The organism is Blautia parvula, assembly GCF_020215665.1.
Classification (GTDB): Bacteria; Bacillota; Clostridia; order Lachnospirales; family Lachnospiraceae; genus Blautia; species Blautia celeris.
The window spans coordinates 2,540,432-2,557,555 of sequence record NZ_CP084061.1 but is presented as its reverse complement, the minus strand read 5'-3'; the positions used below and the strand labels follow the sequence as shown (position 1 = coordinate 2,557,555).

At 50.2% G+C, this 17,124-nt stretch carries 13 protein-coding genes; 11 read left to right on the top strand and 2 right to left on the bottom strand.

From position 1 onward, the window contains the following. The first annotated feature begins 28 nt into the window (after positions 1 to 28). From LC508_RS11925 to LC508_RS11885, 9 genes are all read left to right on the top strand, one after another. Entirely contained in the window at positions 29 to 706 is a 678-nt protein-coding gene (locus LC508_RS11925; RefSeq protein WP_033139006.1) for an ABC transporter ATP-binding protein, read from the top strand. Between the two features lie 5 nt (positions 707 to 711). After that, complete coding sequence (locus tag LC508_RS11920) at positions 712 to 3,093, top strand: ABC transporter permease (RefSeq protein ID WP_158587296.1); 2,382 nt, start codon at positions 712 to 714, stop codon at positions 3,091 to 3,093. Positions 3,094 to 3,237: 144 nt separating this feature from the next. Beyond that, positions 3,238 to 4,533: an ABC transporter substrate-binding protein gene (locus LC508_RS11915; RefSeq protein ID WP_054351820.1), complete on the top strand. Its 1,296-nt coding sequence runs from the start codon at positions 3,238 to 3,240 to the stop codon at positions 4,531 to 4,533. 21 nt (positions 4,534 to 4,554) lie between these two features. Next, positions 4,555 to 5,346, top strand: a complete 792-nt coding sequence (locus LC508_RS11910; RefSeq protein WP_033139009.1) for an alpha/beta hydrolase — start codon at positions 4,555 to 4,557, stop codon at positions 5,344 to 5,346. Positions 5,347 to 5,354: 8 nt separating this feature from the next. After that, the gene (locus tag LC508_RS11905) at positions 5,355 to 6,245 is read left to right on the top strand and encodes an AraC family transcriptional regulator (RefSeq protein WP_054351886.1); all 891 of its coding nucleotides are present in this window, start codon (positions 5,355 to 5,357) and stop codon (positions 6,243 to 6,245) included. Positions 6,246 to 6,416: 171 nt separating this feature from the next. Beyond that, positions 6,417 to 8,687: an adenosylcobalamin-dependent ribonucleoside-diphosphate reductase gene (locus LC508_RS11900; RefSeq protein ID WP_033139010.1), complete on the top strand. Its 2,271-nt coding sequence runs from the start codon at positions 6,417 to 6,419 to the stop codon at positions 8,685 to 8,687. Between the two features lie 155 nt (positions 8,688 to 8,842). Beyond that, entirely contained in the window at positions 8,843 to 9,226 is a 384-nt protein-coding gene (locus tag LC508_RS11895) for an ArsR/SmtB family transcription factor (RefSeq protein WP_033139011.1), read from the top strand. Next, positions 9,213 to 9,977, top strand: coding sequence for an EFR1 family ferrodoxin (locus LC508_RS11890; RefSeq protein ID WP_054351821.1), 765 nt, complete (start codon positions 9,213 to 9,215; stop codon positions 9,975 to 9,977). The genes LC508_RS11895 and LC508_RS11890 overlap by 14 nt, the downstream gene beginning before the upstream one ends. Before the next feature lie 38 nt (positions 9,978 to 10,015). Continuing rightward, positions 10,016 to 10,684: an HAD family hydrolase gene (locus LC508_RS11885; RefSeq protein ID WP_033139013.1), complete on the top strand. Its 669-nt coding sequence runs from the start codon at positions 10,016 to 10,018 to the stop codon at positions 10,682 to 10,684. A gap of 20 nt (positions 10,685 to 10,704) precedes the next feature. Here LC508_RS11885 and LC508_RS11880 read toward each other — a convergent pair whose 3' ends face one another. After that, positions 10,705 to 11,790 carry a CdaR family transcriptional regulator gene (locus tag LC508_RS11880; RefSeq protein ID WP_103732492.1) on the bottom strand — a complete coding sequence of 362 codons (1,086 nt, stop codon included), beginning with the start codon at positions 11,788 to 11,790 and terminating at the stop codon, positions 10,705 to 10,707. A gap of 170 nt (positions 11,791 to 11,960) precedes the next feature. On the opposite strand from LC508_RS11880, the gene LC508_RS11875 reads away from it, so the two are divergent. Beyond that, a complete protein-coding gene (locus LC508_RS11875) occupies positions 11,961 to 13,103 on the top strand; it encodes a glycerate kinase family protein (RefSeq protein WP_054351823.1) in 1,143 nt (380 codons plus the stop codon). A gap of 104 nt (positions 13,104 to 13,207) precedes the next feature. Next, positions 13,208 to 13,894: a FadR/GntR family transcriptional regulator gene (locus LC508_RS11870; protein ID WP_330425200.1), complete on the top strand. Its 687-nt coding sequence runs from the start codon at positions 13,208 to 13,210 to the stop codon at positions 13,892 to 13,894. A 52-nt stretch (positions 13,895 to 13,946) separates the two neighbouring features. On the opposite strand, the gene LC508_RS11865 is transcribed toward LC508_RS11870, so the two are convergent. Next, positions 13,947 to 17,093: an AAA family ATPase gene (locus LC508_RS11865; protein ID WP_103732889.1), complete on the bottom strand. Its 3,147-nt coding sequence runs from the start codon at positions 17,091 to 17,093 to the stop codon at positions 13,947 to 13,949. Between the last annotated feature and the right edge of the window lie 31 nt (positions 17,094 to 17,124).

Here is a 17,124-nt window from a genome sequence, read left to right as displayed (position 1 = left end):
AGAGTATCACAGGAAAGGGGAATACATCATGAATATTTTACAGACAAGAAATCTTACAAAGTATTACGGAAAAGAGCCGCTTCTGGTGAAGGCTCTTGATGGTATCAATATGGAGATTGAGCAGGGGAGCTTTACAGCCATTGTAGGCAGATCCGGTTCGGGAAAGAGTACGCTTCTGCATATGCTGGGAGGCCTGGACTGCCCCACAGGGGGAAGCGTGATGGTGGACGGACAGGAGCTCAGCGGGCTTGACAGCAATGAACTGACTATTTTCAGGCGGCGTAAAATCGGGTTTGTCTTTCAGAATTTTAATCTGATGCCGAATCTGAATATCTATGACAACATTGTCCTTCCGGTAGAACTGGACGGGCGCCGTGTGGATGAGGAATATGTGAAGGAGATCGTGACGGTCCTGGGGCTTGAGGATAAGCTGAAGAGAAAGCCGGGAAAGCTGTCAGGAGGACAGCAGCAGAGAGCTGCCATTGCCAGGGCGCTGGTCACAAAGCCGGCTATCATTCTGGCAGATGAACCCACAGGAAACCTGGATTCTCAGACAAGTCAGGAGGTACTGGGGCTGTTCCGGGCAGCCAGCAGAAAATTCCACCAGACCCTTGTGATGATCACCCACAACGAGGAGATCGCCCAGGTGGCTGACAGAACTATCCGGATAGAGGATGGAAAAATTGCGGAGAGCGGGTGGTCTTAATGAGCATGGATAGAAATAATAACAGAGGGGTTGTATGGAGAGTTGCCGGTAGCAATCTGTTGGGGAATAAACTCTACAGTTTTTTCACTGTCCTGACCATCATTCTGGCTGTCAGCCTGATCAGCGGTCTGGCCATGGTGCAGAAATCAACGGAAAGAGAAAAACAGCAGATACTGAACTCCATGCAGCATGTCATGTATATGGACGTCACGGATGAGCAGATGAAAGGGCTTGCAGAGGATGCGCTGACAGAGATCATGGTGCCATATAAGGAGGGAAGAGAGGTCAAGGAGGAAGGGGTAAAGATGTATCCCTTCTATATAGAAAGCCACAGCAGCGGCATCGTTACCTATACTCCGACAGAGGGAAACGTGCCGGAGCAGGAAAATGAAATCGTTGTGGACAGACAGCTTCTTAAGGCTCTGGGAAAAGAAGAAAAAACAGGGACAAAACTGGAAATTTCTTTTGCAGAAGGGGAAAGGGAAACCTTTGTGGTCTGCGGCATACTGGATCGGGACCGTGAGATGAGTACATATCCCGTCTACGTCTCAAAAGCGTTTGCGGAAAAAGGTAAGGCGCTCAGGGATATCCCCTATACAGCCCTGATCAGGATCGCGGATGCAGGTGAAATGCAGATGTCAGAGTTTGCCGGAGTGGTAAATAATCTTGCCGTCAAATATGGGATTGAGAGAAATCAGGTGAATATAAACGGGACCTTTGAAAATTCCCTTCAGAATAACAGTGCCGCACTTGTGCTTGGCATTGTAGGGATTATTATCTTATTCGCCGCTGCGGTTGTCATCTACAGTATATTTTATCTGTCTGTGACGGGCAGGATACAGCAGATCGGGCAGCTCAGAACCATAGGCATGACAAAAAAGCAGATAAACAAGATGATCTTCCGGGAGGGCCTCATGCTCAGCAGCATTGCGGTACCCACAGGAGTTCTCATAGGAAATGTGTGTGCTTATCTGATCAAACCGGAAGGTTTTGCAGTGGCGGACCTTTTTCTGATGGCATTTGGAGCGTCTGTGTTCGGCATTCTCACGGTGCTCTTTTCTGTGAGAAAACCGGCGAAAATGGCAGGAAGCGTTTCCCCTGTGGAAGCAGTGAGATATGTGGGAGAGGATGAGAGCGGAGAGGAAAAAGACAGACCCCACAGGAGGCTGACAGCCCGAACCCTGGCAGGGAGCAGCCGGAACAGAAGCCGGAAAAAGGGAATGCTGACCACAGCTTCGCTGGCAATCGGAGGCGTATTATTTATGACAGGCGCTTCTTATATGTCTGCCTGGGACGAAGACGAATATTCCAGAATGGGTGATTTTGAGAACTGGGAATATATTGTGGATTATGTGTACGATGCACACAGCAATGCCCAGAAATACGGAATCACAGACTTACAGATGGGGGGCACTCTGAACGATGCATTAAAACAGAAGCTGGAGAGTATTCCCAATGTAAAAAAGGTTTACAGGGATATTTTTACTTCCGCGGTCCTCAGGGATGGTGACAAAGAATATATGGGTAATGTTTACCCGGTGACAGATGAAAACAGGGAAGAATTAAATGCTCTGCTGGATAAGGGAAGCGTCGATGATCTGAAAGAAAATACCATTATTGTCATCAATACCAGGCTGGTGGAATCCCTTTTCCAGATCTCTCTGGACATAGGAAAGGAGGCTGTGCTGGAGTGGTATAACGGCAGTACACAGGAATGTACTGTGCAGGTAGTTGGCGTAAAAGAGCATGGGGATGAAGGCAGAAATCTGGAAGACGGCGTTTATATCCCGGAAAAAAGGATGGATGAAATGTGGCCCGGAATGAATAAAACAGCATCCTTTCTCGTGACAGCAGAAGATTATGAAAAAAACGGGAAATCCATCGAAGCAGCCATTCTGAATATATTGGATGACTATAAAGATTTGGACCTGCAGACCCTGAGAGAGAAAAAAATAGATGATGCAGCGCAGACAAAAAAGATCAATACACAGGTTTTCGGCCTGACCATTTTTATCATCATCTTCAGTATTTTTAATATGGTCAACACCAGTATCAGCAGCATGACAGCCAGAAGGAGGGAATTTGCCATGCTGGAATCCATCGGCATGGAGCAGAGACAGATATTGAAAATGCTCTTCTTTGAGAACATTTACCTGGCAGTGCCCAATATGGTCATCACCCTGACAGCAGGCGGCCTGGCCGGATATGGTACTGTGTGGGGACTGCGGAAATTTGCGGGGGCTGCGTATATGCACTTTCAGTTCCCGGCTGCGGAACACGGGATCTATGCGCTCTGCATGCTGCTGATCCCCATGCTGATCACATATGTCTGCCTGAAAATGCAGAACAGGGATTCTCTTGTACTGAGAATCAATTACACAGATTGACATAGAAAAATGATGAGAAAAAGACACATTAGGTTATGAGCCTCATACATTACTCTATTTTATCACCGCTTGGGATTTCCTATAATTTAACAAACAGAGGGTTCCGGAACGCCTGTAAGTTGAATACAGAAAAGGAGATCAGGTATGAGGTTAAAAAGAATAAGTGTCATGTTACTGGCAGCGGCTGCAGCAGCAGCGCTTACGGCCTGCGGACAGGGGAAAGAGAGTCAGGAGAAGGAGACAGGCAGCAAAACAGAAGTAAAAAGCGATGATGTGCTGTCCGTGATGACATGGGATGACAATCAGGCGAAGGGGCTTCAGAAGATTCTGGATGATTTTACAGAGGAGACGGGAATCAAGGCGGAGACAGGCGTAGTCAAATGGGACGAATACTGGACTATGCTGGATGCCGGTGCCAGGGGAGGCACACTGCCGGATGTGTTCTGGATGCACTCCAATGAAGCGGAGCGCTATATGACCAACGGACTGCTTCTGGACTTGACAGATGAGATAGAGAGCAGCGATAAGATTGACCTTGCCAATTACCCGGAGGATATTGTAGAATTATATAACAATGACAACAAGCAGTATGCAGTGCCAAAGGATGTGGATACCATTGCCCTGTGGTACAATAAGAAAATGTTTGACGAGGCAGGGGTTGCGTATCCCACAGCGGAGTGGACCTGGGATGATGTGTTTGAGGCAGCCAAAAAGCTCACAAAAGAGGATGGCAGCCAGTACGGACTCGCCATGCGCAATGACAACAACCAGGCAGGCTATTACAATATGATCTATGACAATAACGGTTACATTATCTCAGAGGACAAGAAAAAGTTAGGCTGGGATGACCGGAAGACAGTCGAGGCCATGGAGATGCTGGAGAGCTGGATCCGGGCAGGGGTTATGCCTTCACTGGAAACCATGTCTGAAAACGGTGAGGATGTGCTGTTCCAGTCCGGGAAGATTGCCATGACCTTCCAGGGCTCCTGGATGCTTGCTTATTTTAAGGAAAATGAATATACTGCAGAGAACTGTGACTGTGTGGAACTGCCCAGGAATGCGGAGACGGGAAAGCGTGTCTCTATCTACAACGGATTGGGATGGGCCGCAGCCGCAAACGGGGAGCACACAGAGGAGGCATGGAAGCTGATCGAGTACCTGGGATCAAAGGAAGCACAGCTGAAACAGGCAGAACTGGGTGTCACCATGTCGGCCTATAAGGGAACTTCAGACGCATGGGCCAACTCCGCTGACTTTAATCTCAAGGCTTATCTGAATATGATGGATGACATGGTGATCCGTCCCTACTCCAAGACCACGGTTGCCTGGGAGAATAAAGCAAATGAGATATTAAAAGAGGTTTACGCCGGCAATAAGACCATGGCAGATGCCTGCGCGGAGATTGCAGAGTTTATGAACCAGTCCCTTGCGGAAGAATAAGAATGGAAAGAGGTAGGATGCATGGCTTTGCTTCAGGTTGATTTTTTTTCAGAGGTGCTGGGAATGTGCACACAGATGTCTGTGATCCTTCCCCAGAGGACCAGAAGACAGATCGGTATGACAGGGGCAGTGCGGGAGGGAAAGTATCCCGCAGTGTTTCTGCTGCACGGTATGACGGATGACCACACCACATGGTGCAGGAGAACTTCCATAGAGCGCTATGTCAGTGAGCTGGGGATTGCGGTGGTCATGCCGGAGGTACATTTGGGATGGTATACGGACACGAAGTACGGCATGCGTTACCAGACTTACATAAGCCGGGAGCTTCCGGGTATCTGCCGGGAATTTTTCCCCAATATCTCTGAGAGAAAAGAGGATATTCTGGCAGCCGGTGTGTCCATGGGCGGCTATGGTGCATGGAAGGCTGCTCTTGACGGCAGTGAAAATTTCGGTGCGGCGGCAGCGCTGTCGGGGGCTTTGGATATTGCGGCAGCCCGGCAAAGACACAGGGAGGAGGAGCCGGATTCGCAGATGCTCTGGGACGGAATCTTCGGAAGCGGGGCGCCTGTGAGAGGCTCGGACAATGATCTGTGGGAACTGGCCCGCAGAAGAAAGGTTTCCAAGAAGGATATGCCCAGGCTTTATGCCTGGTGCGGAAGGCAGGACTTTCTCTATGAGGACAATATACGTACCTGGGAATACATGAAGCGTCTGGGCATCGAAGTGACTGCGAAGGAATCCGAAGGGAACCATAGCTGGGACTGCTGGGACGTGCAGATCCGGGACGTGCTCAGATGGTGGCTGGACAGATAGGAGGAAAAATGGAACATAACCCGGGGATGAATTTGAGATTCAAAGCTTTTTTGGACAATGAAAGCCAGGATTCCGTAGAACTGGCGCTGAACTACTGCGGCATTGAGGAGTGCAGGCCGGGTTATTTCCACAGTCCGCCGAAACGTTCCATTTACCTGATCCATATTATTCTGAGGGGGAAGGGCACTCTGGAGATTGAGGGCCAGACCTTTCATCTGGGGGAAAACGACGCGTTTTTGATCCCGCCCTACAGGAAGGGCAGCTATCAGGCAGACCGGGAGGAGCCATGGGTCTATATGTGGATTGGCTTTTCCGGTCTGAAAGCCTATGAATGTCTCACAAAGGCAGGGTTCGGGCAGCAGCGGCTGGTCAGACAGGTCACTTGCACGGAACGTCTCCATGAGATCATCAGAAGGATGCTGGAGATACCCCAGCTTACCCTGGTGAATGAACTGCGGAGAAACAGCATGATGCAGTGGTTCCTGTCAGAGCTTATTGAGGAGTATCAGACGCTTTATAAAACCCAGGATACATACCCCTATTCCGCAGCAGCCTATGTCAGCTACGCCAAGGAGTTTCTGGTGGAGAATTATAACCGGAAGGTAAGGGTAGATGAACTGGCTGACCGGATCGGCATCAACAGAAGCTATCTGGCAAAGAGCTTTAAGAAATTGATGGGCTGTTCTCCCCAGCAGTTTTTAGTGAATCTGCGAATGGAGAAGGCAGTGGGAATGCTGAAAAATACAGATTTACCTGTGAATCAGATCGCGGCCCAGGTGGGATATGAAAATCCCCTGACATTTTCCAAGATATTCAAACAGCGGTACGGCATCAGCCCGAAAAATTACAGGGAATCTGCCGCCTCCTTTCCGACTGCGCAGAATGACTGTGTAGAATAGAATGTTACGATCCAGTCTTTCGGCTTCTCAGCAGCAAAAGCATGCACACAGACTGCAAAAATCCCCGGTCTGACGTGTGGCTGCTTCGGAAATGTCATTCAAACCTTGATTTGCCCTATATATTGTGGTAATATTAAAATCGTTGACTAAATCTGGATAAGGAGCGATAACATGACAATAGAAGAGTGGCTGGGAGAGGAGAACCAGCTTGGTATGGATATCTGGGCAAAGAAATACTGCTGCGAAAATGAGGATTTCGAGGCCTGGCTTACAAGGATCAGCGGGGGAAATGAGGAGATTGGAGAGTATATCCGGCAGAAGAAATTCCTGTTCGGCGGCAGGATCCTTTCCAACAGAGGACTTCAGAAGCAGAACAGAAAGGTGACGTATTCCAACTGTTATGTCATTACACCACCGGAAGATGAGATCGAAAGTATTTTTGACTGTGCGAGAAAACTGGCGCGGACCTACAGCTACGGCGGAGGGTGCGGCATTGATATATCAAAATTAAGTCCCAGAGGGGCCAAGATCAACAATGCGGCCAAGGAGACAAGCGGTTCCGTATCTTTTATGGAACTGTACTCCCTTGTCACTTCCCTGATCGGACAGAACGGAAGGCGGGGCGCGCTTATGATCTCCATAGACTGCTCCCACCCGGATGTGCAGGAGTTTATTGATCTGAAGACAGACCTGGATAAGGTGACAAAGGCCAATATTTCCATCCGCATCCATGAGGATTTTATGGAAGCTGTCAAGGAGAATAAGGACTATCTTCTGCACTACACACGGGAAGTTACCGGGGAAGTGATCGAGAAGACTGTCAATGCCAGGGAACTGTTCAGAAGGATCGCGGAGACAAACTGGGATTTTGCAGAGCCGGGCGCCCTGTTCTGGGACCGTATCACAGGGTGGAACCTGCTGAGTAATACAGAGGATTTTGCCTACGCGGGCGTAAATCCATGCGCAGAGGAGCCGCTTCCCGCAGGGGGAAGCTGTCTGCTGGGAAGTGTGAACCTGGCGGAGTTTGTGCAGAATGCGTTTACAGATACGGCGTTCTTTGATTTCGACAGCTTTAAGAAGTGTGTGCAGGCATCCGTGAACGCATTGAATGAAGTCCTGGAAGAGGGGCTGCCCCTGCATCCGTTGGACGAGCAGAGGGAGAGCGTGGAAAAATGGCGCCAGATCGGTCTTGGCATCATGGGGCTTGCAGATGCCCTGATCAAACTGGGAATCACCTATGGGGAGACCGAGGCGGTGGAGATGTGCGATAAGATCGGTTTTGCCATGGCAGACGCCGCTATTGCGGCTTCCGCCAGACTTGCCAGGGACAAAGGTGCATTTCCGGCCTGCTGCGTGGAGGAAATCATGGAGACCCCGTATTTTATGGCAAATACCACGGAGAAGACGAGAGATCTTGTGGGAAAATACGGCCTTCGCAATTCACAGCTTCTGACCATTGCGCCAACGGGAACCCTGTCCACCATGCTGGGTATTTCCGGCGGCATTGAGCCTGTCTATGCCAATTACTATGAGCGGAAGACAGAATCCCTGCACGGGACGGATGTGTATTACAAGGTGTACACAAAAATCGTGGAAAATTATATGAAGCAGTTTGAGATAAAGGATGACAAGTCCCTGCCGGAGTATTTTGTCACAGCCATGACACTGGACTACCGACAGAGGATTGACATGCAGTCTGTGTGGCAGAAGCATATTGACGCGTCCATCAGCTCCACTGTGAATGTGCCGAACAGTTTTACCGTGGAGGAGACAGAGAGCCTGTATCTGTATGCCTATGAGAGCGGGCTGAAGGGAATCACTATCTTCCGCGACGGCTGCAGACGGACAGGGATACTGAACACCAAGGAGACGAAAAAGGTGGCAGCAGGAGAGGGACTGAAGAGAGGCGATATCATTCTGGTCACAGACGATGTGGTGGGCAAGAAGCGGAAGCTGATCACCGGCTGCGGAAGCCTTCACTGTATCGCGCTTTTTGATCCCCATACAGGTGCGCTTTTGGAAACTTACCTGAGCAAAGGCTCCACGGGAGGCTGCAACAACTTCATGGTGGGACTTTCCAGAATGATCTCCATCAGTGCCAGAGGCGGGATTGACATTGAGACCATTGTGGACCAGCTCAATTCCAGCGGTTCCTGTCCTTCCTACACGGCGCGCCGGGTGACGAGGAAGGATACCAGCAAAGGAGCCTGCTGTCCTATGGCCGTGGGCAATGCCCTGATGGATATGTATAATGAGATGCAGGCAGAGCTTGCCCAGAAGGAAAAAGACCTGGGAGGACGTTCCCACAAGAAGGCCCCAAAAGCCAAAGCAGTGACCGCACCGGAGACGGACAAGATATACTGCCCGGAGTGCGGGGAGGCTCTTGTCTTTGAAGAGGGGTGCAACATCTGTAAGAGCTGCGGATGGAGCAAATGCCATTAATGAATCACAGAACAGAGGAATAAGGGACCGCCGTACAGTTTGGGAACAGGCTATACGGCGGTCTGTTTAATGAACCCGATTTTCTTTACCAATGTTGAAGTACAGCCGGATATGTCCTATAATAGTCGATAAATATTGACCATTGGAGGATTCGTATGGAAGAAATCACGCTGGAGGAGCGCAGAAAACGGTTTGCGGAAAAATTTGTCCTCTGCCAGCCTGCGCTCTCTGCGGTTGGGGATGAGACGAGGCAGCATATGATCCGGACTCTGATCGAGCACTGCGGGGAGGGAGGACTGCGTGTGGGACAGATTCAGAAGAACACCAACATTTCCCGCACTGCAGTGTCCCACCATCTGAAAATATTGATGGAGGCCGGGATCATTGCGGTGAACAGACGGGGAACCATGAATTTTTATTATCTGGATCCGAAAAGCAGCAGCCTGAAGCTGGTGGCAGAACTGTGGAGGGATGCAGAGGAAATGATGGATGTATGCCCGGAAAAGGTAAAGGAGAGGACAGAGAATGAAAATATATAATATTTATTTCAGCCCCACAGGCGGGACGAAAAAGGTGGCAGATATGCTGGGCAGTGCCTGGAGGGAAGAAAAACAGGAGATTGACCTGTCGGTTTTTGGGAAAGATTATACAGGGTATGTCTTTGAAAAGGAAGATATCTGCATTGTAGGAGTCCCCTCTTTTGGGGGAAGGGTGCCGGAGGCAGCTCTCAACGCACTTGGGCAGATGAAGGGATGCGGGGCGCAGGCGGTCCTTGCAGCAGTATACGGAAACAGGGATTTTGATGACACGCTGCTGGAGCTTAAAGAGGCGCTTACGGATGCTGGGTTTCGCTGTGCGGCGGCATCTGCGGCTGTGGCGGAGCATTCGGTTATGAGGCAGTTCGGTGCAGGAAGGCCGGATGAGAAGGACAGGGCAGAACTGCAGGCATTTTCAAAGAAAATAAAGGAAAAGCTGGATGGACAGGCTGAAGGGAAGAGCGTAAGGGTGCCGGGAAATAAACCATATAGAAGCTACAGCGGCATTCCTTTGAAACCAAAAGCCGGCAAATCCTGCACAAAATGCGGAATCTGTGCTGCAAAATGCCCGGCAGGAGCAATTCCGAAGAGTAATCCCGCGGAGGTGGACAAAGAGAAATGTATTTCCTGTATGCGCTGTATTTCCGTCTGTCCCCGGAAGGCGAGGGACGTAAACCGGATCCTGCGGAAGGCAGCCTCCGTAAAAATGAAAAAGACCTGCAGCGGCAGAAAGGAAAATAAAATATACCTCTGACTGCAGGCGTGAATTTATGAAAGGCAGGAAACAGATAGATGATAAAGGCAGTATTTTTGGATTACACGGGCACTATCATTGAGGAGGGCGGCCCGGACGGCATGGAGATGCTGAAGCGGTGTTACAGAAACAGTGATATGGAAAGTATGGAGGCAATGCTGGCCTACTGGTGGAAGCTGATCAAGAATTTTGAAGCCGTCAGTTATAAGGACAGCTATATCACAGAGGATGAGATTGTGGACCGGGCACTGGAGGAGTGTGCCCGGAAAATACATCTCAAAGAGAATTTTGAGGAGCTGCACAGGCTTTGCCAGCGGTTTTGGATGTATGCGCCGGCATTTCCCGATTCGGCAGAGTTCTTTGAAAAATGCAGGGTGCCCATCTATGTGATCAGCAACAACGGCCTTTCCTATGTGGAGGAAGGCATGCGGGACAAGGACCTGCACCCTGCCGGTATCATCTGCGGGGATATGGTGAGGGCATATAAGCCCCACCGGGAAATCTTCCAAAAAGCTCTGGAGGTGAGCGGCCTTGGCCCGGAGGAGGTCATCCATATCGGGGATTCTGTCACCTCAGACGTTGCGGGAGCGGCAGCGGCGGGGATCACGGCTTTGCTGCTTGACAGAAAGGGTGATAAGACCTGTGAGGGGGTCACTGTGATCCACTCACTTACGGAAGCCATTCCTTTGTTAGAAAACCAAGCGTGAGAAAGTCAAATGTGAGAAGATCAGGACAGCTTCAGGGCCAGATACAGGACCGTGGCATCGCGGAATCTTCTGGGGTTCAGGCCGCATTTTTTGTAAATGCGGTCTAATTTATATTGGAGCGTGTTCTTATGAAGAAACAGTCTGCTGCTGGTGTGCCCCAGAGACATATCCTCCTCAAAATAGGCTGACAGCAGGGAAATATCCTCTGCGTCCAGCGCGTCCAGGGTCTTTCTGAGGTATTCCGCCCGGCAGCCCTCGTCCACGGAGGCCAGGACAAGTTCCAGAGTAAGGTCGTCAAAGACCGCATAATGCCGGATATCGGAGGATGCAATGCTTTTCATCGCGGCAGTTCCCGTATGGCCGGACTCTGAGAGCTGGAAAATGGGACAGCTTTTGCCAACGGCTATTTTCAGCAGCCCTTTCTGGGAGACGGCAAATTCTTCCAGGATGGGGGAGATCACAGGAAACCTGCGGCTGTCCGCCACAGCCAGGTATTCACTGGGAAAGTTGAAGGTGTAAAGCGTGATGTCGGTGCGGGAAAACAGCCGTTGTATTTTCTGCTCCGCCTCCGCGGTATTCATAGGAGACCTGCCGGAGTGGATATGGATCTGCAGCAGTCGGTACCTGCCGTTTCGGCTGATCTTAAAATGTTCCAGGGTATCCAGCAGATAAGCCTGGGACAGGTTCTCCCGGTTGATCAGAGAGTGGATGACATAGTGCATCTTCTCCGCCTGGGTGCGGCTGAAGGTGTTAAGCTCCCTCTCCCGGATCAGAAGAATGGTGATACGTTCCGCCAGATAGGCATACTTGCGCACCTGGTCCGGAGGCCCGCTGATGCCGATGACTGCCACCAGGGAGCCGTTATGAAAGATGGGCAGGTTGACACCCTTCTGGGTTCCGGCAAACTGGTTGTCCGTATCTGCCTCCAGCATTTCTCCTTTTTCAGCGGCCTGTTTTCCGATTTCATGAAAACTTCCGATTCTCTTTTCATCTGTGCTGGCATAGATGATACCTGTATGGTCAATAAAATTTACATTTTGTCCGCACACGTCTTTTACGGTCGCTACGATCTGCTGCGCCAGCTTTTTATCAATAGGATTGTCCATAGGAGATTTCCCCTTTCCGTGTTAAAATGAATCTGGATAAAGTATAACAGGGTATTGGTATAAATACCATAAATTTAAAGAAAATATTAAAAAAATTATTATATATAACATTTTCGGAAACCCGGGTTTTTGGTATATTAGAAAAAAAGAGATACGGGAGGAAGAAAGATATGAGAGTAGTGACAGCCATTGATTCACTGAAGGGAAGTCTGTCGTCTATGGAGGCGGGCAGTGCTGTACGGGAAGGGATTCTCCGGGCGTGTGCGGAGGCTGAAGTGGAAATCCGGCCTCTGGCGGACGGCGGCGAGGGCACCGTGGAGGCGCTGGTGGGCGGTATGAACGGAGAGATTCAGCGCGTTACCGTTACAGGTCCCCTCGGAAAACCGGTAACATGTGAATACGGTATCATTGAGGATACGAAGACAGCCATTATAGAGATGTCAGGGGCAGCGGGCATTACACTGCTTGCACCGAAGGAGAGAAATCCCCTTCACACCACCACTTACGGTGTGGGAGAAGTGATAAGGGATGCCATTGAAAAGGGCTGCAGAAGATTTATTGTGGGCATTGGGGGCAGTGCCACCAACGACGGCGGCATTGGCATGCTGCAGGCTCTGGGCTTCGATTTCCTGAATGCCGCGGGAGAACAGGTGAGATACGGGGCAGAGGGGCTTTCGGAACTGGTCTCTGTAAGTGCGGACCATGTGATTCCGGGACTGGCAGAGTGTGAGTTCAAGGTTGCCTGTGATGTGACAAATGTACTGTGCGGAGAGCAGGGCAGCAGTGCAGTGTACGGGCCGCAGAAGGGGGCCACGCCATCTATGATCATCCAGATGGATGAATGGCTGGGCAGATACGCGTCACTGGCGCAGAAGAGTTTTCCGAAGGCAGACCCCATGTACCCGGGAACCGGAGCAGCAGGAGGGCTTGGATTCGCATTCCTTACCTTTACCAATGCGGTTCTGGAGTCCGGCATCCGCATTGTTCTGGAGGAGACCAGACTGGAGGACTATGTAAAAGAGGCAGACTTGGTCATCACCGGAGAGGGCAGGCTGGACGGACAGACCGCCATGGGAAAAGCTCCTGTGGGCGTGGCGGAGCTTGCAAAGAAATACGGAAAACCTGTTATTGCCTTTGCCGGGAGTGTGACAAAGGATGCACGGGCCTGCAATGAAAAAGGGATAGACGCGTTCTTCCCTATTCTGCGGGGTGTCACCACACTGGATGAGGCCATGGAACCGCAAAATGCCAGGGCAAATATGGCAGATACGGCGGAACAGGTCTTCCGGCTGATACATGCTTTCCGTGCGTAAGAACATGTAATTTCCGCACCTGAAATATCCCGCGGTTGTACGATGGGGCATGACATGGTAGAATGTATAAAGAAAATATGTGTACAGAAGCAGGGAGAATGGAAATGGCACAGAAAAGGCTGTCAGACAGGGTAGCGGATAGCATCCTGTCCATGATTGTGGTGGATAAAAAGTTTAAACCAGGGGATAAGCTTCCCAATGAAAATGAATTTTCAGAGATACTGCAGGTGAGCCGCACCACGCTGCGCGAGGCATTCCGCATACTGGCAGCAGGCCGGGTGGTGGAGATCCGGCGCGGAAGGGGCACGTATGTCAGAGAAGATTTTGCGGACCCCTCCATGGATGCTTTGTCTGATCTGACAGCAGCCAGAGTGGATGCAGGAGATCTGTATGAGATGCGTCTGATCTTCGAGCCGGAGGCTGCCTACTATGCGGCAAGACGGGCTACAGACAGGGAACTGGAACGGATTCTGGAACTGGGGGAGCAGATAGAGGAGCTGATATTGGAGGGCAGGGACAGAAGGGCAGTGGAGCAGGAATTTCACAAGGCCATTGCCAGAGCCACTCATAATGAGTTCATGAACCGTCTTATGCCTATCCTTTTTTCTGCCATTGACAAGGGCGTGTCACTTTCCAGGGAGAAGCGTGAGGCGGAGGAAAATACAGTTTCGGACCACAGGATGCTTATGCAGTTTCTGCAGAGCAGAAATGCAGAGGGCGCCAGGTATGCCATGAAGATCCATATGATGCATGCCATCGAACAGCTTGATATTCCCAAGGACAGGCCTTGATACGTGAAAAAGAAGTCTGCCAATCAGAATCGGATCTGATTGGCAGGCTTTTTTAATTTTCTGAAATTTTTTCCGCGACCGCATCCAGATATTGTTCATCCACGGGGGAATATACATCCCTGAGCATACGGCACGCCTCATGGTAATAATATGCCGCGTCCGCGGGCAGTGCATTTTGTACAGATATGTCGTTATCACAAGCCGAATAGATGCCGGCTTTTATTTGCGCGTAAATACGGTATATGATTCCCATTTCATAAGGATTTTCCAGTTTTTCCGCATAGCCGAGCGCTGTCTTCAGGTGCGCCAGGGCTTCACTGCACGCTCCTTTTTCCAAAAGTATCCGGGAATAATAGGAATAAGGAAGGCTGCGCCCCCACATAAGGTTTCCCTGTTCGTAGCGCGCGATGGACTCTGTCAGATATTTTTCGGCAGAGCAGAGGCTGCCGTTGTCGCATGCTGCCATGCCCGCGTAGGCGTAGAAGACAGATACGCCGCTGACCAGGAAGTTGCTTCCGCTGATTTTCAGGGCTTTTTCATAATACTCCATGGCCTTTTCATACTCCATGGAATGCCGGAATGCCTCCCCAATCCAGGAATAGGCGGCAGCCAGATTGTACAGATGCTCGTCCCTGGCAGGAGAATTGCTGAAGATTGCAATGGCTTCCTGCAGATGGGAAATCCCTTTCTTAAGACTGCCTTTCATAATATCGCCCAGGCCCTGCAGCCGCTTCCAGATAGCCACCTCATCCGTGAAATCTGTGTGTGCCAGAAGCTGCAGGGATTCGGATACGATTTCTTCCATTTTATCGGGCTCATATCGGTTGATGTATACGCAGATCAACTGGCGGTTCGCCTGCAGAAGCTTGGTGAGCTGAAAGGGGGTGGGTGTTTGCCGGTTCAGTTCCTTTAATTTGAAAATGTAGGACAGGCCTTTCTCATAGCTGCATATCCGTATATAATGCCGTCCTATCATGTGCAGATAATCGGACAGGATCTCAAGCTGTTCCTCCCTGGAATTCTCCCCGTCAAACAATTCAAAAGAAGATTCATTTACCTTGTTCTCCACCGTGTACAGCAGATCCTCAATGCTGCTAAGATCCGCTGACAGGCGGTCACTTGTCTCCTCCCTCATATCCAGTGTGAACAGGGTCAGGTTATGACCGATGATCGGAAAGAATTCGTGGGTCACATTCAGGTAATTGTATAGATATTTGACCGCATATTTCAGATATTTCTGCCGGTTGGCCCCTCTCTCAAAGTGAAAGATCAGCTTGGGATACAGTGCCATATCGGCAGGGCCTCCCAGGAGGCGGCCCTCTAAATAATGGCCAGCTTTATTATGGAGGATTCTCTTTTTCGTCCATGACATTTCGTCGTATACATACTCCATGATCTTCTGATGGGAGAAGGAGAAAAAGGTGTTTTCCTGGTCCATATCCTCTTTCAGCAGATCCTTGTTCAGAAGATATTCAAGAATTTCCACCAGCTCATAGTCTTCCTTCCGGGAGAGGACCGAGAGGCAGTCATAGGATACCCCGTCAAAAAATATGGACACAAGATTCAGAATCTGACGGTATTCCGGGGGTACGGGAGCCACACGCTGCTTGATGATATTGCGCATATTTGGGGTGATATCATCAGGGGAGCCGTGATATTTTATGGTGTTGACAGCCTCTGTGATAAAAAGCGCGTTGCCCTCTGTCTCATGAAATAACTGTTCTTTCACACTGTCTGTGAAAGCATATCCGGGCAGCAGACAGGAGGCAAGGGATATGGTGTCCCGGTAGTCAAAGCGGTTCACAGCGATGTATTCCAATTGGCCGATGGAACACATATCCTCGGCAAAACGTTCCGCATCTCCCTCCAGACCGCTGCGGGCAGCGAACAGGAAAAGGAGGTTCTGCCGGCTGTAGTCCTTCAGGCTGGTGATGATATCCCTCATGAGGGAAAGACTCACTTTATCCGCCCACTGTATGTCGTCAAAAAAGAAAACAAGAGGCACGCAGCAGGACAGACGGATCAGGCCATTGACAAAGATACTCTGTATGCTTTTGTAATCCAGGGTGGAGATGTCATCAGCGTCCGGCATGGGATGACACTGCTCCTGAGTGAAGGGGAATAGTGCCTGTATGCTCTGTACAAGAGACATATGCTGCGCCGCATTCCCCGTGTCTGTGAGATACTGCAGGAGCTCCCGCACAGGTTTCTGCCATGGTTTTAATATGTATTTTTCCTCCGCACAGTAGCAGCGGGAGGTGAGCAGAAGGGTATCTGCCGGCAGGTTTTGGGGGGATAGTGCCTGATTTGCCAGCCGCGTTTTTCCGACCCCGGCTTCGCCCAGAAGCAGCATGTGCCGTACCGGATCATCCTGACCGAGAGAGGACAGGTTCTTTTCCATACGCTCCAGTTCTGCTTCCCTTCCACAGAAGACAGAGGAAATATGTCTGGGGGATTTCAGTTCTTTTTTGCCCTCCAGAATCTTGTTCACTTCCTCGTTCCAGGTCTGCTCGATGGCAAGGGCCAGGTCCTGTATTTCTTTTGCGGGAGTTTCAAAAAGCTCTTGTTCCAGCAGGGATTCCAGACAGTTATAGATGTGCAGGGCCTGGGTGTATTCCTTTCTGGACAGATAGATCTGCATCAGGTATTTGTAGGCAGTTTCATCGAATTCGTTTATCTGCATCTGTTTTTGGCAGAGGGACTCACAAAGCTCAAAATTTCCGGAATCATAGTGCCGGGAGATGGCGCGGTGCAGTTTTTTCAGGTAATGGGCCTTGAAGACCTGCCGGGTGTTGGTTACCCACTCATTGAAGGATACATTATTTTTCAGGTAAAAGCCCTCCAGGAAATCACCTCTGTATAGTCCTGTATTGTCTTCATCCTTCAGAAACAGGTCTGTGTCCAGCATCGGAAAAAGGGCCGGATTGATCCTGATGATATCCCCGGATTCTTTTACCAGAAAGTCCTTCCCGAGATTCTTCCGGATGATATAAAAGGCATTTCTCAGATTGGAGTTCGTCTTCTCCTCCGAACATTTATCCTCCCATATAAGGTCAGCAAGGGTATATTTATTCACTGCTTTGTTCAGAAAAAGGTAATACAGAATGGCTTCTGCCTGCCGATAGGGAAAAACAAGGGGAGACCCGTCCAGCAGGATGGAAGGGCTGCCCAGCATGGATACCGCCAGTTGCTGACTCATAAAATACCTCCTGTCAAAAGCTTTACTATCA